Below are 25,205 nucleotides of genomic sequence, written 5' to 3' on the forward strand. Positions count from 1 at the left end.
GCGGCGCACAGCAAAAGGGCGACACCTTGCAGCGCCGCCCTTCGATCCTGGTGAGGTTGTCGCCTTTAGGCCTTGGGGGCGTTCTCGCGCCGCTCGGCGATGCGGGCGCTCTTGCCGGTGCGGCCGCGCAGATAGTAGAGCTTGGCCCGGCGCACCACACCGCGGCGCACCACGGTGATGCTGTCAACGATCGGCGAATAGAGCGGAAAGACGCGCTCCACCCCTTCACCGAAGCTGATCTTGCGCACGGTGAAGTTCGAACCCATGCCGCGGTTCGACCGGGCGATGACCACGCCCTCGTAGTTCTGGATGCGCTCGCGGTTGCCTTCCTTGACCTTCACCCCCACGCGCACCGTATCACCGGGGCGGAATTCGGGAATGTCCTTGGCGAGCTTGGCGATTTCTTCGGCTTCGATCTGCTGGATCAGATTCACTGGTCCGGTTCCTCGTTTGCACGCTGCGCGCCAGAGGCAGAACGGACCGGATCGCCACAATAGCGTTCCCACAAGTCCGGCCTGCGTGACCGAGTATCCTCTTCGCTCCTGGCCTTGCGCCAGGCGGCGATCCTCGCATGATCCCCCGATCGCAGCACTTCGGGGATCGTGCGCCCTTCCCATGTCAAAGGTCGGGTATAGTGCGGGTATTCGAGAAGGCCGTGTTCGAACGACTCCTCCTCCCCGCTTGAAGGCGCGCCCATTACGCCGGGAACGAGGCGAATGCAAGCATCGAGGATGGCCAGCGCCGCGATCTCGCCGCCGCTGAGGACAATGTCGGCAAGCGACACCTGCTCGATCTCGGGCCGGGCCTCGAACAGGCGTTCATCAAAGCCCTCGAACCGCCCGCACAGGATGATGACGCCGGGGCCTGCGGCAAGTGCGCGGATGCGGGTTTGCGTGATCGGCTTGCCGCGCGGGGTCATGGCAAGGATGGGCCGCCCATCGCCCGCAACGCGGTCGAGCGCGCGCGCCAGCACATCGCACTTCAGCACCATCCCCGCCCCGCCGCCTGCGGGCGTATCATCGACCGTGCGATGCCTGTCAGTGGCAAAGTCGCGGATCTGCACCGTCTCGCAGGCCCACTTGCCCTCGGTGAGCGCACGGCCCGCCAGCGAATGCCCGAGCGGCCCGGGGAACATCTCGGGGTAGAGCGTGAGGATGGTGGCGGCGAAGGTCATCGCCACATCACTCCGGCCTTTGCCCGGGTATCCACCGTCAGCTCGAACACATCCGGCCGCGCATAATGCCCATCGGTGTCGAGGTTGGCGAGGCCTTCGGCCACTTCGGCCATGTCGAGCGTGGCGAACAGCGTCTCCTCCCCCTCACCCGCCTCAGCGATCACGCGGGTATCGGGCGCGGCGATCAGCGAGCCGCCCTTGTTCAGCACCTCGCCGGGGATCGCCTCCAGCAATTCGCGGGCAACCTCAGACCCGCCCACACGCTCCAGCCCCGCGAGCAGATCGTCCTTCTTCTGCACCAACCCCGCCGCCAGCACGAAGCAGCGGCCCTCCATGGCATAGTGCCGCGAGGCAATCGCGTGGCTCTCGCGCACCGTTGGCCAGGCGGCGATGTGCACGTCCTCACCCAGGTTGTGCATCGCGGCGCGCGCCAGGGGCATCCAGTGCTCCCAGCAGATCAGCGTGCCGAGCCGGCCCCACTCGGCCTCGTGCACCCCCAGCGTCGAACCATCGCCGCGCGCCCAGATCAGCCGCTCGCCGTGGGTCGGCACCAGCTTGCGGCGATTCAGCACCGGAAGGCCGGGGCGGAAAGTCAGCTGGTTGTTGAACAGGCTGCGCCGCACCCGCTCATGCGCGCCGATGCTGATGATCGCCCCGCTGGCATCGGCCAGTTCCTGCAAGGGCAAAAGGCGCGCGTCATTGGCGACCACCGCCTGCTCGAGCATGATCCGGTGCAGCGCCTTGGCGCCGGGGTGATCCCACAAGGCCGCGCCCGGTGCCTCATCGAGCCAGAGCGGATAGCCGCCGAGAAAGGTCTCGCCGAAGGCCACCACCTTGGCGCCGCTCTCCACCGCCGCGCGGGCCAGACGTACGGCCTTTTCGATCCCGGCGGACACGTCGAGCGGGATGGGCGCGGCCTGCACCAGGGCGACGGGAAGCGTACTCATGCGCCCGCGCTTACGCCCGCCGGTCAGTCCCCGCAACCATCCCCGCCGCTGTCACCGCCCCCACCATCGCCCGCATCGGCGCTGCTGCCCTGCTGGCGCAGGGTATGCACCGGCTCCCAGGCGGTGCCGACGAGCACCCCGGTGCCGAACAGCGCCACGGCCCGCGCCGCCTCGTCCGCCCCGGGCGCCGCGCGCAGCGTCTTGGCCTTGGCGCGCGCTGCCTCAAGCGCGGCGATGCCGCCGCGGGTGCGCCTGTCTACGTGGAACATGCGGATCACTGCCAACGACACGGTCAGCGCGAGGAGCGGCCCCAGAAGGCCGATCGGCCCGCCATCGGCGCTTTCCAGACGCTGGCGATAAAGGCCGAGGGCAAAAAGCGGAATGAAAGGCGCAGCCACCGCCCAGCGCATAAAGGCAAGCGCATCGGGCGCGAGCATCAGCCCATCGCGACGCAGCCGTGCGATCGCCCGGTTTGCCTCGATCGCCAGCAGCCTGTCAGCCTCGGCGCTGGCGAAGGGCGCAGGCGCGGCGAGCAGCGCCCGGCCGCCCGGGGCAGTGGCAAGCGCCCCCTTGCGCGCCACAAGCCGGCCATCTTCTCCCTGAACCAGTGCGCCGCTGACAAACAGATCGGCAATCACCGTATCGGCGTAACGCGCCGGGCCGCCCGCAAGCAGCGCCAGCGATTCGGGATCGAGCGAATCGTCCCTCCTGCCCGGGCTGCGCAGCCGGGTCTCGAGCCATTTCGATGCCAGCCAGCAGCCCCCCAGCAAGCCGGTATAAAGCAACAGAAATTCGCTGCCCGTCGCGGACGAGAACAGCTGCATTATGTTTTCCTTTCCGCAGGCCTCATTCCTCGCGCACAGAACGAGGCCCACCGCCAGTGCGACCCGGCGCCGCGAACGATAACAGCAAATGTGTTAACGCGAAGTCCCAAGGCGCGCCCGCGCCCATTAGCACCCCCGCGCAAGGGGCTGATTCTCGCGGGTGCAGCGCTCCAACAGGCGCAAAGGTGCGCCGAAGCGCTGCTAGAGCTCGTCGATGAAAGCGGAATTGATCACCATATGATCGGCATCCCAGCCCAGCACTGCTGCCGGGACGAGGGGCACCAGCACGCGCTTCGGCCCCTTGGCCGGCGCCGGGTCGCGCGCGATCTCGACGATGTCGCTGGCGCCGTAATTGGCGATCTCGACCACCCGACCGATGGGCACGCCCGTCTCGCTCACCACCGGCAGATCGATGAGGTCTATATGGTAGAATTCGCCCTCGCCAAGCGGGGGGAGCGCGGCGCGCGGCACGGTGAGGGCCACGCCGCGCAGCTGCTCGGCAGCGGCGCGGGTGGTGCACTCGGCAAAGCGGGCGATCGCCCCGCCCTTGCCATCATCACGCAGCTTCACAAGCGTGAGCGCCCCGTCGTTGAAATGGCGGTGGCGGGAAAGCGCTGCCACCCCTTGGCCGAACAGCTTGAGGCGCACCTCGCCCGTCACCCCGTGCGCGCCGGCGATGGCGGCCAGGGTGACGGGCCGGGACATGGCAGCGTGCCTCAGGCCTCGGTCCCAGCCTCGGCCGCAGCTTCCTCGGCCGGAGCTTCGGCCGCGGCGCGGGCGGCTTCCTCGGCTTCAGCCAGCTTGGCGGCGCGCTCCTCGGCGCGCTCCTTGGCCTTCTCGCCCGGCTCACCCTTCTTGGGGTTGTTGCGCGGGGCGCGCTCGCGGATCCCGGCGGCATCGAGGAAGCGGGCCACGCGGTCGGTCGGCTGGGCGCCGACGCCGAGCCAGTAGCGGGCGCGATCCTCGTTGAGCTTGACGCGCTCGGGCGAATCCTTGGCGAGCAGCGGGTTATAGGTGCCGATCTGCTCGAGATACTTGCCGTCGCGCGGGCTGCGGCTGTTGGCCACGACAATGCGGTAATAGGGACGCTTCTTGGCCCCGCCGCGCGAAAGCCGGATCGAAATGGACATGCTATCTACCTTTCACAAGATTGGAACAATGATCTTCAAATACCTGTCTTAAAGCTATTTCTTGATCCGCGGCGGGCCACCGAGTCCGGGCAGACCGCCACCCCCGAACCCGGGAAGGCCGCCCGCCCCGCCAAGGCCCGGAAGCCCCCCGGCACCGCCGCCGGGCAGGCCGCCCATGGCCCCGCCCGCGCCGCCTGCGCCGAACATCGCGGCAAGGCCCTTGAGCCCGCCCATCTTGCGGATCTGCTTCATCGCCCGGGACATTTCCTGATGCATCTTGAGCACCTTGTTGACCATCTGCACATCGGTGCCGCTGCCCGCCGCCACGCGCTTCTTGCGCTTGGCGTTCATCAGCTCGGGATTGGCGCGTTCCTTGGGCGTCATCGAGGAGATGATCGCCTCCATGTGGACGAGCACCTTGTCATCAAGCCCGCTGGCCTGCATCGCCGCCTTGGCCTTCTTCATCCCCGGCATCAGCCCGGCGAGCATCCCCAGCCCGCCCATGCCGCGCATCTGGCGCAATTGCATCGCCAGATCGTCGAGATCAAAGCGGCCCTTCTCGATGTTGCGGGCGAGCTTTTCGGCATCCTCCTCCTTGATCGTCGCCGCGGCCTTTTCGACGAGGCTGACGACATCGCCCATGCCGAGGATGCGATCGGCGACCGAACCGGGGCGGAAGGGTTCGAGCGCGTCGAGCTTCTCGCCCGTGCCGGCAAACTTGATCGGCTTGCCGGTGACCGCGCGCATCGAGAGCGCCGCCCCACCGCGCGCATCGCCATCCATGCGGGTGAGGATGATGCCGGTGAGCGGCACCTCGCTGCCGAAGGACTGGGCGACGTTGACCGCATCCTGCCCGGTGAGCGAATCGACCACCAGCAGCACTTCATGCGGAGTGGCAACGCCCGCCACCGCCTTCATCTCGGCCATCAGCGCGTCATCGACATGCAGACGCCCGGCGGTGTCGAGCAGCAGCACGTCGAAGTTCTGCAGGCGCGCCGCCTCCATCGCGCGGCGGGCAATATCGACCGGCTGCTGCCCGGGCACGATCGGCAAGGTCGCCACATCGATCTGGCGGCCGAGCACGGCGAGCTGTTCCTGCGCCGCCGGACGGTTGACGTCGAGCGAGGCCATCAGCGCCTTCTTGCCGTGGCGCTCGCGGATCAGCCGGGCAAGCTTGGCGGTGGTGGTGGTTTTGCCCGAGCCTTGCAGGCCGACCATCATGATCACCACCGGCGGGCGGGCATCGAGCCTCAGCCCCTCGACCTCGTGGCCGCCAAGGGTGGCGACCAGCTCGTCGTGGACGATCTTGATCACCATCTGCCCCGGCGTCACCGAGCGCAGCACGTCCTGACCCACCGCCTTTTCGGTGACGGCATCGATGAAGCGGCGGGCAACGGGGAGCGCGACATCGGCCTCGAGCAGGGCAATGCGCACCTCGCGCATGGCCTCGCGCACATCGCTCTCGCGCAGCGCGCCGCGGCCCTTGAGCTTGTCAAAGACCCCGCCGAGGCGGTCGGACAGCGTGTCGAACATCGCTCACCTCTCCTGCCGGGTGCCAAGACCGCCCGGAAAATGCCAAAAACGCCGGCGGACGAAACCTCGTCGGCCAGCGTTGCGGAAAAGCACCCCCTTGGGGCGATGGGTTCCGACTTCGTCTGTGTGACTGGTGGAGCCTAGCGGGATCGAACCGCTGACCTCAACACTGCCAGTGTTGCGCTCTCCCAGCTGAGCTAAGGCCCCGAGCCAGTCATCTTGCGAGCCGGACAATTGCGCCCGGCCCGCGGGAGGCGCCCATTATAAGGGCCGCTCTCCCATTGCAAGCGGTAAATCAGCTTTCCTCGTCGTCATCATCGCCCGAGGTGGCAACGCCAAGATCATCGTCGCCGCCCAGATCGACATCATTGTCGGGCGAATCGCCGTCCTCGTCGATGTCCTCGATATCCTCGAGATCGCCGAGATCCTCGTCCGCGCCAAGATCGGCGTCGGCATCGGCATCGAGCTTCTTCTCGGCTTCCTCGAAGGGAATCGGCTGCTTGGACTTGAGCACCGGCTCGGGCAGCCAGGTTTCACCGCATTCGATGCAGGTGACCGGGTCATCCTTGCCGAGATCGTAGAAACGCTCGCCGCATTTCGGGCAGGTACGCTTGGTACCCCATTCGGGCTTGGCCATTGTCATTCCTCAGGTCGGGCCGCCCGCGCAAACGGGCAGGCCGGGCATCATGGTTACGATTCGCGGGTGGCTTGATCGCAAAAACTGGGCTGCGGCAAGCGCTTTATCAAGTGCTGCGCCGCAAAGCGCGGCGCGCCTTGCCAGAAGCGCGGGGCGCTGTCAAAGACCGCGCCCGCATGACCAGCCACCGCTTTGCCCCCCTCGGCCCCTTGCGCGGCACGATCCGCGTGCCGGGCGACAAGTCGATCAGCCACCGCGCGCTGATGTTTGCCGGCCTCGCGGTCGGACGCAGCCGCATCACCGGCCTGCTCGAGGGCGAGGACGTGCTCGCCACCGCGGCAGCGATGCGAAGCCTTGGTGCCGTGATCGCGCGCGAGGATGACGGGACGTGGGTGGTCGATGGCGTGGGCGTCGGCAGCCTGCTCGAGCCGGGCGCGGCGCTCGACATGGGCAATTCGGGCACCTCGACGCGGCTGTTGATGGGGCTGGTGGCGAGCCACGATCTCACCGCCACCTTCGTCGGCGATGCCAGCCTCTCGCGCCGCCCGATGCAGCGGGTGATCGATCCGCTTCAGCTCATGGGGGCGAGTTTCCACGCCAGCGCCGGCGGCACCCTGCCGGTGATGGTGAGAGGCGCCGCGCCGGCGGTGCCGATCACCTACCGGCTTCCGGTTGCCAGCGCCCAGGTCAAGAGCGCGGTGCTGCTTGCCGGATTGAACACGCCGGGCATCACCCGGGTGATCGAGCCTGTCCCCACCCGCGATCATACCGAGCGGATGCTCGCCGGTTTCGGCGCCCGGCTCGAGCTGGGCGAGGAGGATGGCGCGAGGGTGATCGCCGTCCACGGCGAGGCTGACCTTCAGCCGATGGACGTGGTGGTGCCGGGCGATCCATCCTCGGCGGCCTTCTTCATGGTTGCCGCCAGCATCGTGCCCGGCAGCGACCTTGTGATCGAGAATGTTGGCCTCAACCCCACGCGCAGCGGCCTTGTCAGCGTGCTGCGGGCCATGGGCGCCGACATCGTCGAACACAGCCCGCGCGAGGTTGGCGGCGAGCCGGTCGCCGATCTGCGCGTGCGCCACGCACCCTTGAGCGGCATCGATGTCGATCCGGCGATTGCCCCGGCGATGATCGACGAGTTTCCGGTGCTCTTCGTCGCCGCTGCCCTCGCGCAAGGGACGACCCGCACCCGCGGGCTCGAAGAATTGCGGGTGAAGGAGAGCGACCGGCTGTCCACCATGGCCGCCGCGCTCGGCCTTGCCGGAGCGCGGGTGGAGGAGAAGGCCGATGGTCTCGTCATCCACGGCACCGGCGGCGAGCCGCTGCCCGGCACGAGCGAAGGCGCGCATGTTGCCACCCGGCTCGATCATCGCATCGCCATGAGCATGGCGGTGGCGGGCCTGATGAGCCGCAGCGGCGTGCGGGTGGATGACACCGCACCGATCAACACCAGCTTTCCCACCTTCATGGGGCTGCTTGCCAAGGCCGCCGCCGCGTGAACACCCCGCTCGATCTGCCCAGCATCATCGGCCTTTTCGGCACGGCCTGCATCATCGGCGCCTATGCCTATCTGACCTTGGCCAAGGCCACCAATCCCTTCGTGCTCCACGGCATCAACCTGCTGGGTGCGGGGCTGCTCACCATCTCGCTCATCTACCACACCAATTGGGCGAGCCTGGTGCTCGAGTTCTTTTGGGCCAGCATCGCGCTTGTGGGCCTGGTGCGCGCCTGGCGCAGCCGCAGCGGGGCATCGCCATGATCATCGCGGTCGACGGGCCAACCGCATCGGGCAAGGGCACCATCGCCAAGGCGCTCGCCAGCCATTTCGGCCTGCCGCATCTTGATACCGGGCAGCTCTACCGCGCGGTCGGGCGGCAGGTGCAACTGAACGGCGGCGATCCCGACGATGCCGATGCCGCGCGCGCCGCCTGCGCCTTTCCCGATGCCTTGCTCGATGATGCGATCCTGCGCTCCGAGGAGGTCGGCGGGTTCGCAAGCCGCGTGTCGGTGCATCCCGATGTGCGCCGCGCGCTCTATGACCGCCAGCGCGCCTTTGCCCTGCAGCCGGGCGGCGCCGTGCTCGACGGGCGCGATATCGGCACGGTGATCGCGCCCGAGGCCGAGGTGAAGCTGTTCGTCACCGCCAGCGTGGCCGAGCGCGCGCGCCGCCGCTGGCTCGAGATGCAAGGGCGCGGGATCGACGTGCCCCTCGCCGAGATCGAGCGCGACATCGCTGCCCGCGACGCCCGTGACATGGGCCGCAAGGACGCGCCGCTGAGGCCCGCCGCCGACGCGCTGGTGCTCGACACCACGCATTTCAACCGCGAGGCCGCCATCGAGGCGGCGATCGAGGCGGTGCGCACCCGGCTCGCCGCGCGCTGAGCACCGCGCTGTCCCGCGCGCCAAGGGGCGATTCTCCTTGCTTTTCGGCCCGCCCTCGCCTAGGCGCGCCGGCGTTCTTGCCAATCAGAACTGGTTGAAGGAACCTTCGCGTCGGCATGGGGCCGCGCGGAGCAGTCTGCCTCTTGCCCCGCCAGCCCGCGCAATGGTGCACGGGAAGCGGCAAAAGACCCCGGAAAAACCGGTGGCCGGTAGCACAACGAACCAAGGACTAGACCTGCCCATGGCAACCCAGATGCCCACCCGCGCCGATTTCGAGGCGCTTCTCAACGAACAGCTCGGCGGCGCCGGCGATGAAGGCTTTGAGGGCCGCGTCGTCAAGGGCACCGTCACCGCGATCGAGAACGGCTTTGCCGTGATCGATGTCGGCCTCAAGAGCGAAGGCCGCGTGCCGCTCAAGGAATTTGCCCGCGATGGCGAAGATCACGGCCTGACCGTAGGGGCCGAGGTCGAGGTCTATGTCGATCGGGTCGAGAACGCCGATGGCGAGGCCATGCTCAGCCGTGACCGCGCCCGCCGCGAGGCCGCCTGGGACAAGCTCGAAGCCGAGTTCGGCGAAGGCAAGCGCGTTGAAGGGCGCATCTTCGGCCGGGTCAAGGGCGGCTTCACCGTCGATCTCGATGGCGCCGTGGCCTTCCTCCCGGGCAGCCAGGTCGATATCCGCCCGGTGCGCGACGTCACCCCGCTGATGGACGTGCCGCAGCCCTTCCAGATCCTCAAGATGGATCGCCGCCGCGGCAATATCGTGGTCTCGCGCCGCGCCGTGCTCGAGGAAACCCGCGCCGAGCAGCGCAGCGAACTGATCAACGACCTGTTCGAGGGCCAGATCATCGATGGCGTGGTCAAGAACATCACCGATTACGGCGCCTTTGTCGATCTCGGCGGGATCGACGGCCTGCTCCATGTCACCGACATGAGCTACAAGCGCATCAACCACCCCAACGAGGTCATCAACATCGGCGATACGGTGCGCGTGCAAATCGTGCGCATCAATGCCGAAACCCAGCGCATCAGCCTCGGCATGAAGCAGCTTGAGAGCGATCCGTGGGAAGGCGTCTCGGCCAAGTATCCGGTGGGCATGAAGCTCAAGGGCCAGGTCACCAACATCACCGAATATGGCGCCTTCGTCGAGCTCGAGCCGGGCATCGAGGGCCTTGTCCACGTCTCGGAAATGAGCTGGACCAAGAAGAACGTCCACCCCGGCAAGATCGTCTCGACCAGCCAGGAAGTCGAGGTCGTGGTGCTCGAGGTCGATTCGGACAAGCGCCGCATCAGCCTCGGCCTCAAGCAGGCCCAGCAGAACCCCTGGGAAGCCTTCGCCGAGAAGCACCCGGTCGGCTCGGTGGTCGAGGGCGAAGTCAAGAACGCCACCGAATTCGGCCTGTTCATCGGCCTTGATGGCGATGTCGATGGCATGGTGCACATGTCCGATATCGCCTGGGGCATCTCGGGCGAGGATGCGCTGGCGCTTCACCGCAAGGGCGAGATCGTCAAGGCGGTGGTGCTCGATGTCGATATCGAGAAGGAGCGCATCAGCCTCGGGATGAAGCAGCTTGAAAAGGGTGCGCCCTCGCCCGATGCGGCCGCGGCCAGCAACCTGCGCAAGAACCAGACCGTCACCGTCACCGTGCTCGAGGTGCGTGACGGCGGGCTCGAGGTGCAGGTCGGCGAGAACGGCCCGACCGGCTTCATCAAGCGCTCCGATCTCGGCCGCGACCGCGACGAGCAGCGCCCCGATCGCTTCCAGGTCGGCCAGAAGGTCGATGCCATGGTGATCGGCTTCGACCGTTCCAAGAAGCCCACCTTCTCGATCAAGGCGCGCCAGATCGCCGAGGAAAAGGAAGCCGTGGCCCAGTTCGGCTCGTCGGATTCGGGCGCCTCGCTCGGCGACATCCTTGGCGCCGCGCTCAAGAAGGGCCAGGAATAAGACCTGGCCCGCAAGGGACCTATCCAAGATCGCAGGAAGGCCCGTCTGCCCGGCGCAGGCGGGCCTTTTCTCGTGCGGCGCAAGCCGCTAGGCTCGCCGCCATGCTGCACGTCCACCAGTTCCCCTGCCTCAGCGACAATTACGGCTATCTCGTTCACGACACCGAGAGCCACGAGACCCTTGCCATCGATACGCCCGATGCCAGGGCCTATCTTGCCGAGGCCGAGGCCAAGGGCTGGCGCATCACCCAGATCTGGAACACCCATTGGCACCCCGATCACGCCGGCGGCAATGAGGCGATCAAGGCCGCCACCGGCTGCACCATCACCGGCCCGGCCGAAATCGAGGGCAAGTTCCCGATCGACCGGATCGTAGGCCATGGCGAGACGCTGCGCCTTGGCGCGGTTGAAGCGGCGGTGATCGATGTCTCGGGCCACACCAATGGCCACATCGCCTATCACTTTGCGAGCGAAGGGGTGGCCTTTGTCGGCGACAGCGTCTTTGCCCTCGGCTGCGGTCGGATGTTCGAGGGCGAGCCGCGGCAGTTCTGGGCCAGCCTTGCCCGCATCAAGGCCCTGCCGCCCGAAACGCTGCTCTATTGCGCGCACGAATACACCGAATCGAACGCCCGCTTCGCGCTCCATGCCGATCCCGACAATGCCGCGCTCAAGGCCTATGCCGAGGAGATCGCCGCCAAGCGCGCGCGCAGCGAATGGACGGTGCCCACCCGGCTCGAACGCGAGCTTGCCACCAATCCCTTCCTGCGCGCCGACGATCCGGCGATGATGGCGCGCTGGGGTGGCAGCGCCCCGCACGAGACCTTTGCAGCCCTGCGCGCGGCCAAGGACAATTTCTAGGACCATGCAGGCCCTGCGTGTCGAACGCCTGTCGGACGACCTGTCCGGGGTGGCGCTGGTCGATTGGCCTGCCCCCACCCGCCAGCCCGGCGAAGTGCTGGTGAAGGTGCGGGCAGCCTCGCTCAACTTTCCCGATCTGCTGATGACCCGGGGGGCCTATCAGTTCAAGCCCGAGGTGCCTTTCACCAGCGGCCTCGAGCTTGCCGGGGAAGTGGTCGAGGCCGATCCTGGCAGCGGCTTTGCCCCCGGCGACAGGGTGATGGGCGGCAACAAGACCGGCGCCTTTGCCGAGCTTGCCTGCCTGCCCGCAGACAGGCTTTCCCCCATGCCTGCCGGCATGGATTTTGTCCCGGCAGCGGCCATGGGCGCTGCCTATGCAACCGCCTATACCGGCCTGGTCGAGCTGGGCCGGCTCGCACCCGGCCAATGGGTGCTCGTGCACGGGGCGAGCGGCGGGGTGGGCCTTGCCGCCTGCGATCTGGCGCGGGCGCTTGGCGCGCGGCTGATCGCCACCACCGGATCGCCTGCCAAGTGCGAGAGAATCGCCGCGCTCGCCCGGCCGCACGCGGTGCTGATCGCCGAGGGTCGGTTCCGCGGGGAGGTGGCGGCGCTCACCGGCGGACATCTTGCCGATATCGTCTTCGATCCGGTCGGCGGCGATGTGTTCGACGAATCGACCCGCTGCGTCGCCTTCGGCGGCAAGCTGGTGGTGGTGGGCTTCACCTCGGGCCGGATCGCCAATGTTTCCACCAATATCCCGCTGATCAAGGGTTTCAGCATCATCGGCCTGCGCGCCGGGGAATATGCCCGGCGCTTTCCCGAACGCGGCGAGGCGATCGCGGCGGAGATCCGCAGGCTTGCCGAAGCGGGACAGATCGCCCCCGCGATCGACCGTGTCCTGCCGCTCAGCCGTTGGCGCGAGGGCTTCGATGCGATGGCACGGCGCGAACTCGTGGGCAAGGTGGTGTTTGCGCCCGGCGGGTGAGCGGCGTGGGTCCAGCAAACACAAGGGGCAGCCCGGCAAGGCTGCCCCTTCGCGTGATGCCTGTGGAAGCCGGGCTCAGAGCGAGCCGATGAAATCGTCGGCGAGCTTGCGGTCGGCAGCCTCGTCGTGGAGCTTGCCGATCAAGGCCTTCGAGGAGGCGGTTGCCGCAGCCACGGCGCGCGCCTTGACTTCGGCAAGCGCGGCCCGCTCGGCCGCGGCGATCTTGCTTTCGGCCATGGCGGTGCGCCGCGCCACCATCGCCTCGCTCTCCGCCTCGGCGCGGGTCAGGATCGCCTCGGCCTCGCTCCGGGCGCCGGCAAGGATCGCCTCGGCGTCCTTCTCGGCGCTGGCGATGCGTGCGGCGTATTCGGCGCGCAGCGCCTCGGCCTCGGTGCGCAGGGCGCGCGCCTCGTCAAGCGCCTTGCGGATCTCGGCGATCTTGGCGTCAAGCCCGCCGGTGATCATCGCCGGGACCTTCTTCCACACCATCACCGCGATCAGCACCAGCATCGCGATCGAGACGATCTGATAGGCCTCGAGCCCGAACAGGGTCGGCTCGAGATGGGCCGCGCCATGCGCAGCGGTGCTGGCCGGATCAGACATGGGATCAGACATGGGCAAGCGCCTCCTTCACCGCGGCCCGGGCAGCCGTCTTGGTCACCTTCGCGCCGGCAAGGCGGCGGACGATATCCTGCGCCGCCTCGACCGCGACATCCTCGATTTCGGCGAGGGCAGAATCGCGCGCCGCCGCGATCGCCGCCTCGGCCTCGGCAAGGCGCGCGTCGATCTTGGCCTGAGCCGCGGCAAGCCGTGCCTCCCGGGCGGCGGCGGCCTCGGCCTTGGCCTTGGCGATGATCGCCTGGGCCGCAGCGCGGTTGGCATTCTCGCGCGCCCGCCACGCCGCTTCGTCAGCATCGGCCGCGGCCCGTGCCGCCTCGGCCGCAGCCAGATCAGCCGCGATCTGGTTCTCGCGCGCTTCGACGGTGGCGAGCACCTTGGGCACCATCCCCCGTCCGACGATGAAATAGACAGCGCCAAAGAAGATCAGCAGCCAGAAGATCTGGCTGGCATAGGTCTGCGCCAACTGGGCGATCTGGGGCATGGTGATAGGCCTTGCGCGCGAACAAACCGGTAAGGCGCGGCAGGCGAAAGGGGCGCGCGTGCGCCGCCCGCCTGCCGCAACAGCTCGTCAGGCGACGAAGATCAGGATCATCGCCACCACGAAGGCCAGCAGGCCGAGCAGTTCGGCCGCGGCGAAGCCGATGAACAGGCGGCCCTGCTGGCCGTCCGCCGCACCGGGGTTGCGCAACGCGCTTTCAAGGAACGAGCCGAAGACGTTGCCCACGCCGATCGCGGCCATGCCCGCACCGATCGCAGCCAGGCCCGCACCGACCAGCTTTGCAGCTTCTGCTTCCATTATAAACTCCTTTGGATTGAAACGGTTGAACTCGAAAGATGAACCTTAGTGGAGATGCTCGGCGTCGTTGATGTAAAGCGAGGTCAACAGCGCAAAGACATAGGCCTGGATGCCCGCGACGAGGATTTCGAGCGCGGAAATGGCGATCATCAGGGCAAAGCTCGGCAAGCCCACCAGCGCCCCGATGCCGAGGCCGGCATTGGCGCCGTTGATGACGAAGCCCGAGAGCACCTTGAGCAGCACGTGCCCCGCCATCATCGCCACGAACAGCCGCAGCGCCAGGCTGAAGGGGCGAATCATGAAGGAGAACAGCTCGATGAGGAAGATGAGCGGCACCATCACCGCCGGGGTCCCGTGCGGCACGAACAGGCTGAAAAAATGGAACCCGTGCTTCCAGAAGCCCACCACCAGGACGATGCCGAAGCTGATCGCCGCGAGCACGCCGGTCACGGTGAAGTGGCTGGTGAAGGTGAAGGGATGAATGCCCACCACGCCCAGGGGCAGAAGGCCGAGCAGGTTGGCGAGCAGGATGAACATGAACAGCGAGAAGACATAGGGCACATATTTGCGCCCTTCCTTGCCGATATTGGCTTCAAGCATGTTGTCGATGAAGCCGGTGAAGGTCTCCACCGCCATCTGCCAGCGGCCCGGCACCAGCTCGCGCCTCAGCCCACCCGCGACAAAGATCGTCAGCACCACCGCGGTGACCAGCATCCAGGCGGCGCTGTTGGTGAAGGAAAGATCGTAACCCGCAAACTGGAACGGCACCACCGGCTCGATGGTGAACTGGTGCATCGGGTCGACTTTGCCCTGTTCGGCTGCCACTTGCGCTGTGTCCCTCGTGCCTGATGAACACGCGCGCTCCACGCCCCCTTAGCGGGGAGGATCGTCGGAGCGCGTGTTCGCCATCCGGAAGATGTTCCTGAAGGCCACGGCTATTCCGAGGAACAGCCCGACCATCAAGCCCCAGGGCGCCGTATCGGCCAGGCGATCGAACAGCCAGCCAAACACGAGCCCGCCCAGGATCCCGCCCAGAAGATCCGCCAGCACACGGTTGCCGCTGCGGTAATTCGCATCGACCCCCTGCTGCGGGCTGCTGCGCTGTTCCTCGCGCTCGCGGGCGGCCTTGAGCCGCGCCTCAAGCGCGTCGATGCGCGCATCCTCCTCAACGGGTTCCCGACCGGGTGTCTCATCGCTCATGAACCGGCCTTTAGAGGCAAGGCCAGGTCGGTTGCAACAAGCCACCCCGCCAAGGGCGCCGCCCCCTTAGAAGGGGGGCAGAAATGTGTCAACATCGTGCGGCGAGACTTTTGTGCAGGTGCGAATTGCGTCCGCTCGGCCCAGGATCGCCGCTGCGCTGCGGGGGCAGCTTGCGTCGCTTACGGACAGCGCGGATCGCGGATCGGTGGGGCGCTGGTGCGGGTGTGCCAGGTGCCATCGGGCGCGCGGTATTTCTCGCCCGGCACGGTGCGCAGCACGGCCTGGCACCCGGCGGTCAGGGCATAGGCCTCGAGCGTGACGTTGTTCTCCTTGGCCTTCTCGGCATAGACCGCGCGGCGCTTGATGTTGATGTCATCAACCAGCCGCTGCAGCACCGGATCGGCCGGGCCGACAATGCCAAGATAGCCATCGGCCTGCTCGCCCACCTTGCCCTCGGCGCGCGCGGCGGCATAGGCCGGATCGCGCTGCGCCAGCGCCGGGGCCACCACCAGGCCGAGCGCCACCAGAACCGTGCTCGCGGCAATCATTGCAGTGCGCATCATCCCTCACTCCTGTCCCGCGGGCCTTCCTGCTTCAGAAGATTTCCGCGTTTTCCTCGATCGTGTTGGCCGCATCCTCGGCCAGCCGATAGATCACTTCCTGCCGGATGTTGATGTTGAGCTCGATCACGATCGGCTCGCTCGGCGCGGCGATGTTGACGCATCCGCCGCCGAGCACCGAAAGGACCGCCGCGCTCGCCATCAGCCACCGGCGCCTTGCCCGGCCTGACCGCGCCTGCAGCCCTGTGTCTCGCCGGAAGGCTCCGGCAGGCGTCGCAAGACGGCGTGGCGCGATCAGATCTTGGCTCATCATGGCTGGCTTTCGCTTTCGGAAGGTTGAACGGATGGCTGGCGCTCCCGGGCGGGCACGAGGCGACCGCCTTTGGTGGTGAGCAGGCCCTTGTCCACCGGATTGCCGAGATATTCGGCATCCCAGAACGAGCGCACCATGGTGGCAAGCTCGTAGAAATTCTCCGAGCGGACATTGACCTTGAAGCGGATCGGCAGGCGCGCAAGCTGCCTTGTGAGGAAATCGCGGCTGGTGCCCGCGCCCTGACGCACGCCGTCGAAATCGAAATTGGTGACGATTTCACCGGCAAGATCGCCGTTCAGCCCCACCTCCATCCGGCGATAATCGAGCGAGCGCAGCGCAGCAAAGGCATAGTTGCCGATTGCGCCCAGGTCCTCGTAGCTCAGCTCGCCGATATAGGCGACATTGCCCCCGCCCGGGCGGCTCACCAGCACCCCGCGCGCGATCCGCCCGTTGCCATTGGCGTCGAACACCACCGGCACGATGCCATCGAAGGTGCCGGTGGCGCCGAGATTGGTCAGTTCCATCTGCGCCACGAAGGTCGCGGCATCGAGCCCCGTGATTTCGAAGACATAGCGGCGCTCCTCGCTCCGGCTGAAATCCATCACCAGCGGGCGCAGGCTGAGGCTGCCGCCCATGAAGGGAAAGCGCGCCTCGTGCAGCGCAAGGCGACTGCCGCCCGACAGGTCGAAGCGCACATGGCCGTCGAGCACCTCGACCCCGGGATTGATCGCGGCGATGGTGACGGTCTGGTCGGGTGCGGTGGTGAGATTGAGGAGATCGGTGAACACCACCTCACCCTTGAGCCCGCGCACCGGGCCGAAGGCAGCGGCGAAATCAAACCCGTCGCTGCGCAGGCGCCCGCGGCTGGTGACATCATCGCCGCGCCAGGCGACCTCGCCCTCGCCGCTGATCGTGCCTTTGGCCAGGGCCACCACGCCCTTGGCCAGATAGGTGAGATCCTCGGGCTGGAGATCGTCGCCAAAGGCGATGCCCGGGACGGTGAGCAGCGCCCGCCCGCTGGCCTTTGCCAGATCGTGGCTGAGGTTAACCTCCACCACCCTGCGCCCCGATCCGGAGTGGGCGAGCGTGGCCGTGGCGGCAATGCGATTGTCAGCCAGGCTGAGCGCGGCGCCTTGCGCGCTGAGCGGCGCGAAGCGCGCGATGCCCCCGGAAGGCCGGTCGGTCAGGGTGAAGGCGCCCTCATCGATCCTGAGCGCGCCATCGGCAAAGCGCCAGCGCCCGGAGATGGCGGAAAGATCGAATGGCACCGCCGCGATCCGGGCGGTGCCGCCGGCAAAGGCCCCGCCGACCCCGCCATCCATCCGGCCGGTCAGACTCGCGGCGGAAAGAGCAACCGCGCTGCCCTCGGCACCGATCTCGACGGTAAGGCCGGTGGCCGCAAAGGGCGAAGGATAGCGCAAGGCGAGGCCCTTGGCGGCAATCCGCGCCGGGCTTTCGCCCAGCGTTCCGGCAAGCGTGATCGGCCCGCTGCGCGCAGCAAGGCGGAGGGCGCGATCATAGGCGAGCATCGGCGCGCCGCGCTCCGGGCACAGGGTGATGCTCTGGCCCTCGAGCGCAAGCCCCGAAAGCGCCAGCGCGGCGAAGCGGATCGCGGTGCAGCGGGTGCCGAGCGCAAGGCCGCCCGCCTGCGACCACCTGCCTTCGAGCGGCAGGGACAGATCGCTGAGCATCCCGCCCGGCAAGGCGCCGCTGGCGGCCAGCAGGCCATTAAACCGCAGCACGCCGCCGCGCTCCTGCGTGAGCGCCAGCCGCGGGATCGCCACCCGGTTGGCGCCGGCGGCATAATCGGCCATGGCAAGCCGCGCGCTCCAGCCGCCTCCCGGCGCCGGGTCGATCCGCGCGTTGAGCTGCGGCAGGCCCTCGCCGCCGATCAGCAGATTGCCGCGCAGCGCCCCAAGGCCCGCTGCACCAAGATCGGCGCTCACCTGCGAAAGCGCCGCGATTCGCTCGCCGCCGGCGGCCGTGAGCCGGGCCTCGGGCACGATCAGCCGCGCCGCACCGGCGCGGTGGCGGATGATCGCCTCGGCCGCAAGGCTGGCGCGGTTGATGGCCCGATCAAAGGCGGCGCTGGCCTGCGCAAGCAGAGGGGCAAGCAGCGTGCCTTCGAGGCTGGCGCGCGCGGAGGCGAGGCTGACGCCAAGAGGGTGTGCCGGAGCGATCCCGCTGGCCCGCACCTGCCCCTCCCACTGGCCGCGGGCGAGATCGCCCGTCCCGCGCCAGCGGCCCTCGGCGCGCATGCGATCGAGCCGCCCCTGCGGCATGCGCAGGCCAGCAAGCGCGAGGTCATGCGCCAGCGCGGCGGCCGCCTTGTTCCAGGAAAAGCGCGCCGTGCCGCCAATGCGCGCGGCAGTGAGCGTCTCGAGCGACAGGCCGCTGCCTTCGATCGCGAGGTCGCCCTTCGCGCCGGCAAGATCGCGGCTCAGCTGAGCCTTGGTTTGCGCTGCCAGCTGCGCCGCCCGCACGCCTTCACAGGCAAGCCCGCCAAGCCGCAACGGCCCGGAAAGGCGCGGCACCCCTTTGCGGGTGGAAAGCTCGCCATAGAGCGTCGCGCGTTCGGCCCGGCATCCCTCTTTGCCAAACCCGGGCGCTGTCGCCCCGAGCACGCCGGCAAAGCCATCATCGAGCCGCCCCGCGCCTTCGAGCCTGACCCCGATGTGCCCATAATCGCTCTCGATCAGCCCGCGCGCATCTTTCAGCACGAGATCGATCGCCGGGAGCGCGGGCGGCGCGTCGCTCTTGGTGAAGACCAGCGGATCGAGCGCCCCAAGACTGAAGCGCCCGCCGCGGTAGCTCGCATAGGCCCGCGCGCCTTCAACCTCGAGGCGGCGCAGCTCCGGCCCTGCCCAGCCCACCCCGGTGGTGACCACCACCCGGCGCGCGGTGAAATCGGGCCGTGCCGGATCGCCGATCACGAGATTGGCGATCACCTGCTCACGCGGGCCGATGGCGATGATGTCATAGCGGGCCGGCACCCCGGCGCTGCCGAGATAGTCGTCGATCACGTCGCGGGCGATGTCCTCGCGCGCCAGCCACAGGCCGCCTGCGGCAAAGAGGGCGATGCCCGCCGCGCCGCCGGCCAGCCGCCTGCGCCAGCGCCGCCTGTGGCCGCGCGCGGGCCGGTGCGCGGCCGCTGGCGGAGAGGTTTCAGCTTGCAAATCAGGCGCCGCCATCGCCGGCCACTCTTGCGCGCATCATCGCGCAAAGGCAATGAGCGAGACGGTGGCGCGGCTGATCCGGAGGTCAAATGGCTGAGGCGGAACAGGGTTTCGATTTCGGCACGCCGCCGCCCGCCCGCAGCGAGGCCGGCAAGGCGGCGGGAGAAGGCCACCGCGCCCGGCTGCGCGCCCGGCTGCTCACCGGCGGGGCCGAGGCGCTCGCCGATTACGAGGTGCTCGAATATCTGCTCTTTGCCGCGATCCCGCGGGGGGACACAAAGCCGATCGCCAAGGCGCTGATTGCCCAGTTCGGCAGTCTGGCCGGCGTGCTGAATGCCGATCCCAAGGCGCTCCAGCGCGTCAAAGGCGTGGGCGAAAGCAGCGCCGCTGCCCTCAAGGCCGTCGCAATCGCCGCGCGCCGCATGGCCCGCGGCGCGATTGTCGGCAAGCCGGTGCTCTCGAGCTGGCAGGCGCTGCTCGATTATCTTGCCACCGACATGGCGCATCTGACGGTGGAGCGGGTGCGGGTGCTCTATCTTGATGCCAGAAACCGCCTGATCGAGGATCATCATGTCGGCGATGGCTCGATCGATGAGGCCGCCATACACCCGCGCGAGGTGATCCGCCGGGCGATGGACCTTGGGGCAACCGCGATGATCCTCGTCCACAACCATCCCTCGGGCAGCCCCGAGCCGAGCCGGGCCGATATCCACATCACCCAGCGCATCGCCGAGGCCGGGCGCCTGCTCGGCGTTACCGTTCACGATCACGTGATCATCGGGCGCGAGGGCCATGTGAGCCTCAGGGCCAAGGGCCTGATCTGAAGGTGGGCGCCCCGGCCGCCGCCCGCCACCGGCCGGAGATCGACGGGCTGCGAGCGCTGGCGATCACCCCGGTGGTGGTGCACCATGCCGATCCCGCCTGGCTGCCCGGCGGCTATGCCGGGGTCGATCTGTTCTTCGTCATCAGCGGCTATCTCATCACCGGGATCATCGCCGCCGAGCTTGCCGAAGGCAGGTTCAGCCTGTGGCGCTTCTGGGAGCGGCGGCTGCGGCGGATTGTGCCGGCGCTGGCGGTGATGCTGATGGTCAGCAGCATCGCGGCCTGGGCGATCCTCACCCCGCTCGATTTTCGCCAGTTTGCCAAGGCCCTGGTGGCCGCCGCGCTGTTTGCCTCGAACCTGCAATTCGCGCGCGGCACCGATTATTTCTACAGCGCCGAGGGCGACCGGGCCCTTCTCCACACCTGGACGCTGGGGGTTGAAGAACAGTTCTACATTCTCTTTCCGCTATTGCTGCTCGGGCTGTGGCGCTGGCGGCCGCGGATGGTGCTGCCGGCGATCGCGGCGCTGGGGCTGGCGAGCTTCGCGCTGGCACTGTGGCTGGCGCCGCGCTGGCCGCTCGGGGCCTTCTACCTGCTGCCCACGCGCATGTGGGAGTTGATGCTGGGGGCGGCCTTCGCGCTGGCACCTGCGCCGGAGCGCCCACGCGATGGCCTCGCGCTTGCCGGGCTTGGGTTGATTGCGCTTGGCCTCGCGCTGATCGGGCCGGGCACGGCAGCGCCGGGGCCGCTGTTCCTGCTGCCCACCATCGGCGCCGCGCTGGTGCTGCGCTTTGCGCAAGCGGGTGGCCTTGCCGCGCGCCTCCTCGGCTGGCGGCCGCTGGTGGGCCTCGGGCTCGTCTCTTATGGCACCTATCTGTGGCACCAGCCGGTGCTTGCTTTCCTGCAATATGTCCATTTCGGCCCGCTTGGCCCCGGACTGCTGCTGGCGGGAATCGCCGCTTCGGTGGGCCTCGGCGCGCTCTCGCACATTTTCATCGAACAGCCGGTGCGCCAGCGGCAGCGACTCGCGCGCCCGGCCTTGCTGGTGATGGCTTGCGCCGCGGGAATCGCCATGCCTCTGGGGACGGGCCTTGCCGCCTATTTCGGCATGCTGCCCGCGCGCAGCACGGCGCTGGCGCAGCGGCTCGAGGGCCTGCGTCCTGCCGATGCCGAGGCGGAAATGGTGGTGCCCGAGCACGGTGCGCTGGCCTTCGTGCTCTATGGGGACAGCCATGCCGGGCATTATTTCGGCGCGGCCCGCGCGCGTTTTGGCAGGGGCGCGCTGGTCAGCGCCTTAGGCTGCCTTTCTGCCGGTGGGCTTTCAAGCCGCGCGCCCGGCGATCCGAAAGAACCGGCCTGCCGCGCCCTGCCCGATGCGCTCGAGACCGTGGTAAGGACGCGCCAGGTGCGCCTGGTGATCTGGGGCCAGCGCTGGCAGCGCTGGCTCTATCCGGCCGGGTCCGACGTGCCGCTGGGGACAACCTATGGTGCCGGCCAGCCGCACCTGTTTCGGGCGATGGAGCGGCTCGCCGCGCGCCTGCCTGCCGATGTGCGGATCGTGATCATCGGCAATGCCCCCACCCCGGAAACCGCCGGCGGAGCCCTCACAGGGGGCTGGCTGCGTTGCCGGGCCTATGCCAATGTCGCCTGCCCCCGCGCCTTTCCGGCAAGCCGCGCCGAAGGGCGGCGCCTCAACGCTGCGCTGGAGGCCTTTGCCGCGCGCCATCCGCGCTTTGTCTATGTCGATGCCGCCGCGCCCCTGTGCCCTGATGGGCACTGCCTGCTGGTCCAGGATGGGCGGCTCAATTTCTGGGACGAGAGCCACCTCACCCATGCCGCCGCCGCGCGGGTGCTCTCCCAGATCGATCCGGCCTTGCTGCGCCGCTAGGCGCGCCGCGGGCGGCCTTGCCTTGCGCGCCCCCCTTGCCTACCGCTCGCGCCCGAAACCGCCATACCGGAGTCGCGCATGGTCCCCCGTTACGCCCGCCCTGCCATGACCGCCCTGTGGGAGCCGGAAGCCAAGTATCGCATCTGGTTCGAGATCGAGGCCCATGCCACCGAAAAGCTCGGTGAACTCGGCGTCGTGCCCAAGAGCGCGGCCAAGGCGCTGTGGGACTGGTGGGCAACCAACCCCGCGATCGATGTCGCCGCGATCGATGCGATCGAGGCGGTGACCAAGCATGACGTGATCGCCTTTCTGACCTGGGTCGCCGAACAGGTGGGCGAGGAGGCGCGCTTCATGCATCAGGGCATGACCAGCTCGGACGTGCTCGACACCACCCTTGCGGTGCAGCTCGCCCGCGCCAGCGACATCCTGATCGCCGATCTTGACGCCCTGCTCGCCGCGCTCAAGGCCCGGGCCTTCGAGCACAGATACACCCCCACCATCGGCCGCAGCCACGGCATCCATGCCGAGCCGGTGACGTTCGGATTGAAGCTGGCGCAGGCCTATGCCGAGTTCGATCGCTGCCGCGCGCGGCTGGTGGCGGCGCGCGCGGAGATTGCCACCTGCGCCATCTCGGGCGCGGTCGGCACCTTTGCCAATATCGATCCGGCGGTCGAGGCCCATGTTGCCGAAAAGCTTGGCCTCAGGGTCGAGCCGGTCAGCACCCAGGTGATCCCGCGCGATCGCCATGCGATGTTCTTTGCCACCCTCGCGGTGATCGCCGGCTCGATCGAGCGGCTCGCGGTCGAGATCCGCCATCTCCAGCGCACCGAGGTGCTCGAGGCCGAGGAATATTTCGCCCCCGGGCAAAAGGGCTCGAGCGCCATGCCGCACAAGCGCAACCCGGTGCTGACAGAAAACCTCACCGGCCTTGCCCGGATGGTGCGCGCCTATGCACTGCCCGCGCTCGAGAATGTCGCGCTGTGGCACGAGCGCGACATCTCGCACTCCTCGGTTGAACGCTTCATCGGCCCGGACGCGACGATCACGCTCGATTTCGCGCTTGCCCGGCTTACCGGCGTGATCGAGAAGCTTCTCGTCTATCCCGAAAGGATGCAGCAGAACCTCGATGCCATGGGCGGGCTCGTCCATTCGCAGCGGGTGCTGCTGGCGTTGACGCAGGCAGGGGTGAGCCGCGAGGGGGCCTATGCCCTCGTCCAGCGCAATGCCATGAAGGTGTGGGAATCGGGCGGCAGGCTCAAGCTTCTCGATCTGCTCAAGGCCGATGGTGAGGTCACCGCCGCGCTTTCACCCGAAGAGCTCGAGGCGCTGTTCGACCTTGGCTACCATTTCAAGCATGTCGATACGATCTTCGCGCGGGTCTTCGGCTGAACCGGGCAGCGCTGGACAAGCCGGGCAAATTGCCTAGGCTGGCACGGGGGACGCAAGCATAGGGAGGGCCGCAAGGCGTGAGGATATTGCGCAGCATTGCCTGGGTTCTGGCAGCCCTGGGCTTCCTGATCTTCGCGATCTACAACTGGCAGCCGGTCGAGCTGACCTTGTGGCAGAACCTGGTGCTCGAAACCAAGGTGCCGATGCTCGCGCTCATTGCCTTTGCTGCGGGCTTCTTTCCCATGTGGGCCTATCACCGCAGCATCGCCTGGGGCCTCAACCGCCGCATCCGCACGCTGGAGAACTCATTAAAGCAGGCCGCGCTCGCCCGCGCCAACGAGGCTGCCGCGGCCAAGGCGGCCGCGGATGAAAGCCCTGTGGAAAACGCCGGGAACAGCGGTGGGCAAGGCCCGGGGCCGCTCGCCCCGGTTCCCCCCGGCAGCGAGGGCGAGGGCGCGTGAGCAATCCGGTCTATCTTGCGCTCGATGTGCCGCAGCTCGCACCGGCCAAGGCGCTGGTCGAGAAGGTCAAGGCGCATATCGGCGGGGTCAAGCTGGGCCTCGAGTTCTTCTGCGCCCATGGCGGGCACGGGGTGCACGAGATTGCCCATTGCGGGTTGCCGATCTTCCTCGATCTGAAATTTCACGACATCCCCAACACCGTGGCCCGGGCGATGCAGGCGATCCATGTCTATGAGCCGGCGATCGTCACCGTCCATGCGAGCGGCGGCCGGGCGATGATGGAGGATGCCAAGGCAGCGGCCGCCGAAGGCTGCAAGGTGGTGGCGGTGACCATGCTCACCAGCCTCGATGCAGCCGATCTAGCCAGCACCGGAGTCTATGGCAGCGCCGAGACCCAGGTGATGCGCCTCGCCGAGCTTGCCCATGCCGCCGGGCTCGACGGGATCGTGTGCTCGGGCCAGGAAGTGGGCATAGTGAAGAAGGCGTGGAAGGACGGTTTCTTCGTCGTTCCCGGCCTGCGCCCTGCCGGGAACGGCACGGGCGATCAGAAGCGCGTCGTGACGCCGCGCCAAGCCCGCGACAACGGGGCGAGCGTGCTCGTCATCGGCCGGCCCATATCCCGCGCAGATGACCCGGTGGCAGCGGCCCGGGCGATCGAGGCGACGCTTTAGAACCAGCGCATGGCGGACGAGGCCACTCCCAACCTGCCCGCGCGCGACTTCGGCGCGACAACGGCTTTCTACGCCAAGCTCGGGTTCGAGGAGGACTACCGCTCGGACGGGTGGATGATTCTGTCGCGCGGGGGCGTGAAGCTGGAGTTCTTCCCCTACCCCGATCTCGACCCCTACCAGTCCTCGTTCAGTTGCTGTCTGAGGCTTGATGATCTGGCCGCAATGATGCGGCAGGTGGAGGCGAGCGGCGTGCCCGATGCGCGCCATGGCATCCCGCGCTATCACCCCGCCGCGCCTGACCCGAGCGGGCTGACCATCGCCTATCTGATCGACCCGGACGGCACCCTGCTGCGCCTGATCCAGAACGACTGACCATGACGCAAACCGTCGCCATATGCCCCGCCACCCCTGCCGACGCACCTTTTCTCAAGGCACTGATCGAAGCGGCCTATCGCGGCGATTCGGCGCGTCAGGGATGGAACCACGAGGCCGATATTCTCGATGACGAGCGCATCGCTCCGGGCGAGCTCGAGACGATGCTGGCCGATCCTGCCGTCACCATCCTCACGGCCCGTGATGGCGAAGCGCTGATCGGCTGCGTGGCCGTGACCCGCAAGGATGCAGCGCTCGGCTATCTCGGGATGCTGTGCGTGCGGCCCGATCTGCAATCGGCAGGCCTCGGGCGGCGCCTGCTCGATGCGGCCGAGGCCCATGCCCGCGCGCTCGGCCTTGCGGCGATGGAAATGACCGTGATCGACAGCCGCGCTGCGCTGATCGCCTGGTATGAGCGGTGCGGCTATGCCCGCACCGGCGAAACCCGCCCCTTCCCGGTGCTGCGCGATCCCCCGATCACCTTCGCGGTGCTGGCAAAGCCGCTTCGAGCCGCCTAGAGGC

Annotated in this window: 29 protein-coding genes and 1 tRNA gene; 13 read left to right on the top strand and 17 right to left on the bottom strand. The window is 68.0% G+C overall.

The window, feature by feature from the left end; genetic code table 11:
• Positions 1-65 precede the first annotated feature (65 nt).
• From rplS to G524_RS0102025, 9 genes are all read right to left on the bottom strand, one after another.
• Positions 66-434, bottom strand: a complete 369-nt coding sequence (rplS, locus tag G524_RS0101985) for a 50S ribosomal protein L19 (protein WP_027442204.1) — start codon at positions 432-434, stop codon at positions 66-68.
• Positions 431-1,174, bottom strand: coding sequence for a tRNA (guanosine(37)-N1)-methyltransferase TrmD (trmD, locus tag G524_RS0101990; RefSeq protein ID WP_027442205.1), 744 nt, complete (start codon positions 1,172-1,174; stop codon positions 431-433). The genes rplS and trmD overlap by 4 nt, the downstream gene beginning before the upstream one ends.
• Positions 1,171-2,121, bottom strand: coding sequence for a carbon-nitrogen hydrolase family protein (locus tag G524_RS0101995; protein WP_027442206.1), 951 nt, complete (start codon positions 2,119-2,121; stop codon positions 1,171-1,173). Before G524_RS0101995 ends, trmD begins: the two co-directional genes overlap by 4 nt.
• 23 nt (positions 2,122-2,144) lie before the next feature.
• On the bottom strand, positions 2,145-2,945 hold the full coding sequence (locus G524_RS0102000; RefSeq protein ID WP_027442207.1) for a TIGR04222 domain-containing membrane protein: 801 nt from the start codon (positions 2,943-2,945) through the stop codon (positions 2,145-2,147).
• A gap of 201 nt (positions 2,946-3,146) precedes the next feature.
• Complete coding sequence (rimM, locus tag G524_RS0102005) at positions 3,147-3,650, bottom strand: ribosome maturation factor RimM (RefSeq protein ID WP_027442208.1); 504 nt, start codon at positions 3,648-3,650, stop codon at positions 3,147-3,149.
• A gap of 11 nt (positions 3,651-3,661) precedes the next feature.
• On the bottom strand, positions 3,662-4,075 hold the full coding sequence (rpsP, locus tag G524_RS0102010; RefSeq protein ID WP_027442209.1) for a 30S ribosomal protein S16: 414 nt from the start codon (positions 4,073-4,075) through the stop codon (positions 3,662-3,664).
• 54 nt (positions 4,076-4,129) lie between these two features.
• Entirely contained in the window at positions 4,130-5,608 is a 1,479-nt protein-coding gene (gene ffh, locus G524_RS0102015) for a signal recognition particle protein (protein WP_027442210.1), read from the bottom strand.
• Between the two features lie 131 nt (positions 5,609-5,739).
• A tRNA-Ala gene (locus G524_RS0102020) sits at positions 5,740-5,815 on the bottom strand.
• 88 nt (positions 5,816-5,903) lie between these two features.
• A complete protein-coding gene (locus G524_RS0102025; RefSeq protein WP_027442211.1) occupies positions 5,904-6,245 on the bottom strand; it encodes a TIGR02300 family protein in 342 nt (113 codons plus the stop codon).
• 176 nt (positions 6,246-6,421) lie between these two features.
• On the opposite strand from G524_RS0102025, the gene aroA reads away from it, so the two are divergent.
• From aroA to G524_RS0102055, 6 genes are all read left to right on the top strand, one after another.
• On the top strand, positions 6,422-7,744 hold the full coding sequence (gene aroA, locus G524_RS0102030) for a 3-phosphoshikimate 1-carboxyvinyltransferase (protein WP_027442212.1): 1,323 nt from the start codon (positions 6,422-6,424) through the stop codon (positions 7,742-7,744).
• Positions 7,741-8,004 carry a CBU_0592 family membrane protein gene (locus G524_RS0102035; protein ID WP_027442213.1) on the top strand — a complete coding sequence of 88 codons (264 nt, stop codon included), beginning with the start codon at positions 7,741-7,743 and terminating at the stop codon, positions 8,002-8,004. Before aroA ends, G524_RS0102035 begins: the two co-directional genes overlap by 4 nt.
• Positions 8,001-8,627, top strand: a complete 627-nt coding sequence (locus G524_RS0102040) for a (d)CMP kinase (RefSeq protein ID WP_027442214.1) — start codon at positions 8,001-8,003, stop codon at positions 8,625-8,627. Before G524_RS0102035 ends, G524_RS0102040 begins: the two co-directional genes overlap by 4 nt.
• Positions 8,628-8,868: 241 nt before the next feature.
• Entirely contained in the window at positions 8,869-10,572 is a 1,704-nt protein-coding gene (gene rpsA / locus G524_RS0102045; protein WP_027442215.1) for a 30S ribosomal protein S1, read from the top strand.
• Between the two features lie 101 nt (positions 10,573-10,673).
• Positions 10,674-11,429 (top strand): hydroxyacylglutathione hydrolase, encoded by a 756-nt coding sequence (gene gloB, locus G524_RS0102050; RefSeq protein WP_027442216.1) that lies wholly within the window; start codon positions 10,674-10,676, stop codon positions 11,427-11,429.
• Between the two features lie 4 nt (positions 11,430-11,433).
• Positions 11,434-12,414: an NADPH:quinone oxidoreductase family protein gene (locus G524_RS0102055; RefSeq protein ID WP_027442217.1), complete on the top strand. Its 981-nt coding sequence runs from the start codon at positions 11,434-11,436 to the stop codon at positions 12,412-12,414.
• Positions 12,415-12,489: 75 nt separating this feature from the next.
• Here the strand turns inward: G524_RS0102055 and G524_RS0102060 are convergent, their stop codons facing one another.
• From G524_RS0102060 to G524_RS0102095, 8 genes are all read right to left on the bottom strand, one after another.
• Positions 12,490-13,029 carry a F0F1 ATP synthase subunit B family protein gene (locus G524_RS0102060; RefSeq protein WP_245561264.1) on the bottom strand — a complete coding sequence of 180 codons (540 nt, stop codon included), beginning with the start codon at positions 13,027-13,029 and terminating at the stop codon, positions 12,490-12,492.
• Positions 13,022-13,516: a F0F1 ATP synthase subunit B family protein gene (locus G524_RS0102065; RefSeq protein WP_027442219.1), complete on the bottom strand. Its 495-nt coding sequence runs from the start codon at positions 13,514-13,516 to the stop codon at positions 13,022-13,024. The genes G524_RS0102060 and G524_RS0102065 overlap by 8 nt, the downstream gene beginning before the upstream one ends.
• Before the next feature lie 87 nt (positions 13,517-13,603).
• On the bottom strand, positions 13,604-13,831 hold the full coding sequence (locus G524_RS0102070; protein WP_027442220.1) for a F0F1 ATP synthase subunit C: 228 nt from the start codon (positions 13,829-13,831) through the stop codon (positions 13,604-13,606).
• Positions 13,832-13,876: 45 nt separating this feature from the next.
• Positions 13,877-14,656, bottom strand: coding sequence for a F0F1 ATP synthase subunit A (locus tag G524_RS0102075; RefSeq protein ID WP_027442221.1), 780 nt, complete (start codon positions 14,654-14,656; stop codon positions 13,877-13,879).
• A gap of 48 nt (positions 14,657-14,704) precedes the next feature.
• Positions 14,705-15,031 (bottom strand): AtpZ/AtpI family protein, encoded by a 327-nt coding sequence (locus tag G524_RS0102080; protein ID WP_027442222.1) that lies wholly within the window; start codon positions 15,029-15,031, stop codon positions 14,705-14,707.
• Between the two features lie 179 nt (positions 15,032-15,210).
• The gene (locus G524_RS0102085) at positions 15,211-15,594 is read right to left on the bottom strand and encodes a YdbL family probable chaperone protein (RefSeq protein ID WP_027442223.1); all 384 of its coding nucleotides are present in this window, start codon (positions 15,592-15,594) and stop codon (positions 15,211-15,213) included.
• A 31-nt stretch (positions 15,595-15,625) separates the two neighbouring features.
• Entirely contained in the window at positions 15,626-15,793 is a 168-nt protein-coding gene (locus G524_RS16475) for a YnbE family lipoprotein (protein ID WP_084625005.1), read from the bottom strand.
• Positions 15,794-15,900: 107 nt separating this feature from the next.
• Positions 15,901-19,095, bottom strand: a complete 3,195-nt coding sequence (locus tag G524_RS0102095) for an intermembrane phospholipid transport protein YdbH family protein (RefSeq protein WP_027442224.1) — start codon at positions 19,093-19,095, stop codon at positions 15,901-15,903.
• 74 nt (positions 19,096-19,169) lie between these two features.
• Here G524_RS0102095 and radC point away from each other — a divergent pair, with 74 nt between their 5' ends.
• The 7 genes from radC to G524_RS0102130 all read left to right on the top strand — a co-directional run bounded on the left by radC (position 19,170) and on the right by G524_RS0102130 (position 25,201).
• Positions 19,170-19,904 (top strand): RadC family protein, encoded by a 735-nt coding sequence (radC, locus tag G524_RS0102100; RefSeq protein WP_027442225.1) that lies wholly within the window; start codon positions 19,170-19,172, stop codon positions 19,902-19,904.
• 2 nt (positions 19,905-19,906) lie between these two features.
• Entirely contained in the window at positions 19,907-21,790 is a 1,884-nt protein-coding gene (locus tag G524_RS16210; protein WP_051220836.1) for an acyltransferase family protein, read from the top strand.
• A gap of 78 nt (positions 21,791-21,868) precedes the next feature.
• Positions 21,869-23,179, top strand: coding sequence for an adenylosuccinate lyase (gene purB, locus G524_RS0102110; protein ID WP_027442226.1), 1,311 nt, complete (start codon positions 21,869-21,871; stop codon positions 23,177-23,179).
• An 86-nt stretch (positions 23,180-23,265) separates the two neighbouring features.
• Positions 23,266-23,640, top strand: coding sequence for a LapA family protein (locus G524_RS14710; RefSeq protein ID WP_051220837.1), 375 nt, complete (start codon positions 23,266-23,268; stop codon positions 23,638-23,640).
• Positions 23,637-24,311 carry an orotidine-5'-phosphate decarboxylase gene (gene pyrF / locus G524_RS0102120; RefSeq protein WP_027442227.1) on the top strand — a complete coding sequence of 225 codons (675 nt, stop codon included), beginning with the start codon at positions 23,637-23,639 and terminating at the stop codon, positions 24,309-24,311. The genes G524_RS14710 and pyrF overlap by 4 nt, the downstream gene beginning before the upstream one ends.
• Positions 24,312-24,320: 9 nt before the next feature.
• On the top strand, positions 24,321-24,683 hold the full coding sequence (locus G524_RS0102125) for a bleomycin resistance protein (RefSeq protein ID WP_027442228.1): 363 nt from the start codon (positions 24,321-24,323) through the stop codon (positions 24,681-24,683).
• 2 nt (positions 24,684-24,685) lie between these two features.
• Complete coding sequence (locus G524_RS0102130; RefSeq protein ID WP_027442229.1) at positions 24,686-25,201, top strand: GNAT family N-acetyltransferase; 516 nt, start codon at positions 24,686-24,688, stop codon at positions 25,199-25,201.
• Positions 25,202-25,205: the final 4 nt, after the last annotated feature.

Source organism: Erythrobacter cryptus DSM 12079, assembly GCF_000422985.1.
Lineage (GTDB): Bacteria > Pseudomonadota > Alphaproteobacteria > Sphingomonadales > Sphingomonadaceae > Erythrobacter > Erythrobacter cryptus.

Bases quoted from the DNA above. Each gene is read 5' to 3' on its own strand.
- G524_RS0102095 (WP_027442224.1), bottom strand. From the start codon at position 19,095: ATGGCGGCGCCTGATTTGCAAGCTGAAACCTCTCCGCCAGCGGCCGCG.
- rpsP (WP_027442209.1), bottom strand. From the start codon at position 4,075: ATGTCCATTTCGATCCGGCTTTCGCGCGGCGGGGCCAAGAAGCGTCCC.
- G524_RS0101995 (WP_027442206.1), bottom strand. From the start codon at position 2,121: ATGAGTACGCTTCCCGTCGCCCTGGTGCAGGCCGCGCCCATCCCGCTC.
- radC (WP_027442225.1), top strand. From the start codon at position 19,170: ATGGCTGAGGCGGAACAGGGTTTCGATTTCGGCACGCCGCCGCCCGCC.
- rimM (WP_027442208.1), bottom strand. From the start codon at position 3,650: ATGTCCCGGCCCGTCACCCTGGCCGCCATCGCCGGCGCGCACGGGGTG.
- purB (WP_027442226.1), top strand. From the start codon at position 21,869: ATGGTCCCCCGTTACGCCCGCCCTGCCATGACCGCCCTGTGGGAGCCG.
- G524_RS0102025 (WP_027442211.1), bottom strand. From the start codon at position 6,245: ATGGCCAAGCCCGAATGGGGTACCAAGCGTACCTGCCCGAAATGCGGC.
- G524_RS16475 (WP_084625005.1), bottom strand. From the start codon at position 15,793: ATGGCGAGCGCGGCGGTCCTTTCGGTGCTCGGCGGCGGATGCGTCAAC.
- G524_RS0102065 (WP_027442219.1), bottom strand. From the start codon at position 13,516: ATGCCCCAGATCGCCCAGTTGGCGCAGACCTATGCCAGCCAGATCTTC.
- G524_RS0102000 (WP_027442207.1), bottom strand. From the start codon at position 2,945: ATGCAGCTGTTCTCGTCCGCGACGGGCAGCGAATTTCTGTTGCTTTAT.
- aroA (WP_027442212.1), top strand. From the start codon at position 6,422: ATGACCAGCCACCGCTTTGCCCCCCTCGGCCCCTTGCGCGGCACGATC.
- G524_RS0102125 (WP_027442228.1), top strand. From the start codon at position 24,321: ATGGCGGACGAGGCCACTCCCAACCTGCCCGCGCGCGACTTCGGCGCG.
- G524_RS0102070 (WP_027442220.1), bottom strand. From the start codon at position 13,831: ATGGAAGCAGAAGCTGCAAAGCTGGTCGGTGCGGGCCTGGCTGCGATC.
- G524_RS0102055 (WP_027442217.1), top strand. From the start codon at position 11,434: ATGCAGGCCCTGCGTGTCGAACGCCTGTCGGACGACCTGTCCGGGGTG.
- G524_RS0102060 (WP_245561264.1), bottom strand. From the start codon at position 13,029: ATGTCTGATCCCATGTCTGATCCGGCCAGCACCGCTGCGCATGGCGCG.
- G524_RS0102085 (WP_027442223.1), bottom strand. From the start codon at position 15,594: ATGATGCGCACTGCAATGATTGCCGCGAGCACGGTTCTGGTGGCGCTC.
- G524_RS0102080 (WP_027442222.1), bottom strand. From the start codon at position 15,031: ATGAGCGATGAGACACCCGGTCGGGAACCCGTTGAGGAGGATGCGCGC.
- ffh (WP_027442210.1), bottom strand. From the start codon at position 5,608: ATGTTCGACACGCTGTCCGACCGCCTCGGCGGGGTCTTTGACAAGCTC.
- gloB (WP_027442216.1), top strand. From the start codon at position 10,674: ATGCTGCACGTCCACCAGTTCCCCTGCCTCAGCGACAATTACGGCTAT.
- rpsA (WP_027442215.1), top strand. From the start codon at position 8,869: ATGGCAACCCAGATGCCCACCCGCGCCGATTTCGAGGCGCTTCTCAAC.
- trmD (WP_027442205.1), bottom strand. From the start codon at position 1,174: ATGACCTTCGCCGCCACCATCCTCACGCTCTACCCCGAGATGTTCCCC.
- G524_RS0102130 (WP_027442229.1), top strand. From the start codon at position 24,686: ATGACGCAAACCGTCGCCATATGCCCCGCCACCCCTGCCGACGCACCT.
- G524_RS0102040 (WP_027442214.1), top strand. From the start codon at position 8,001: ATGATCATCGCGGTCGACGGGCCAACCGCATCGGGCAAGGGCACCATC.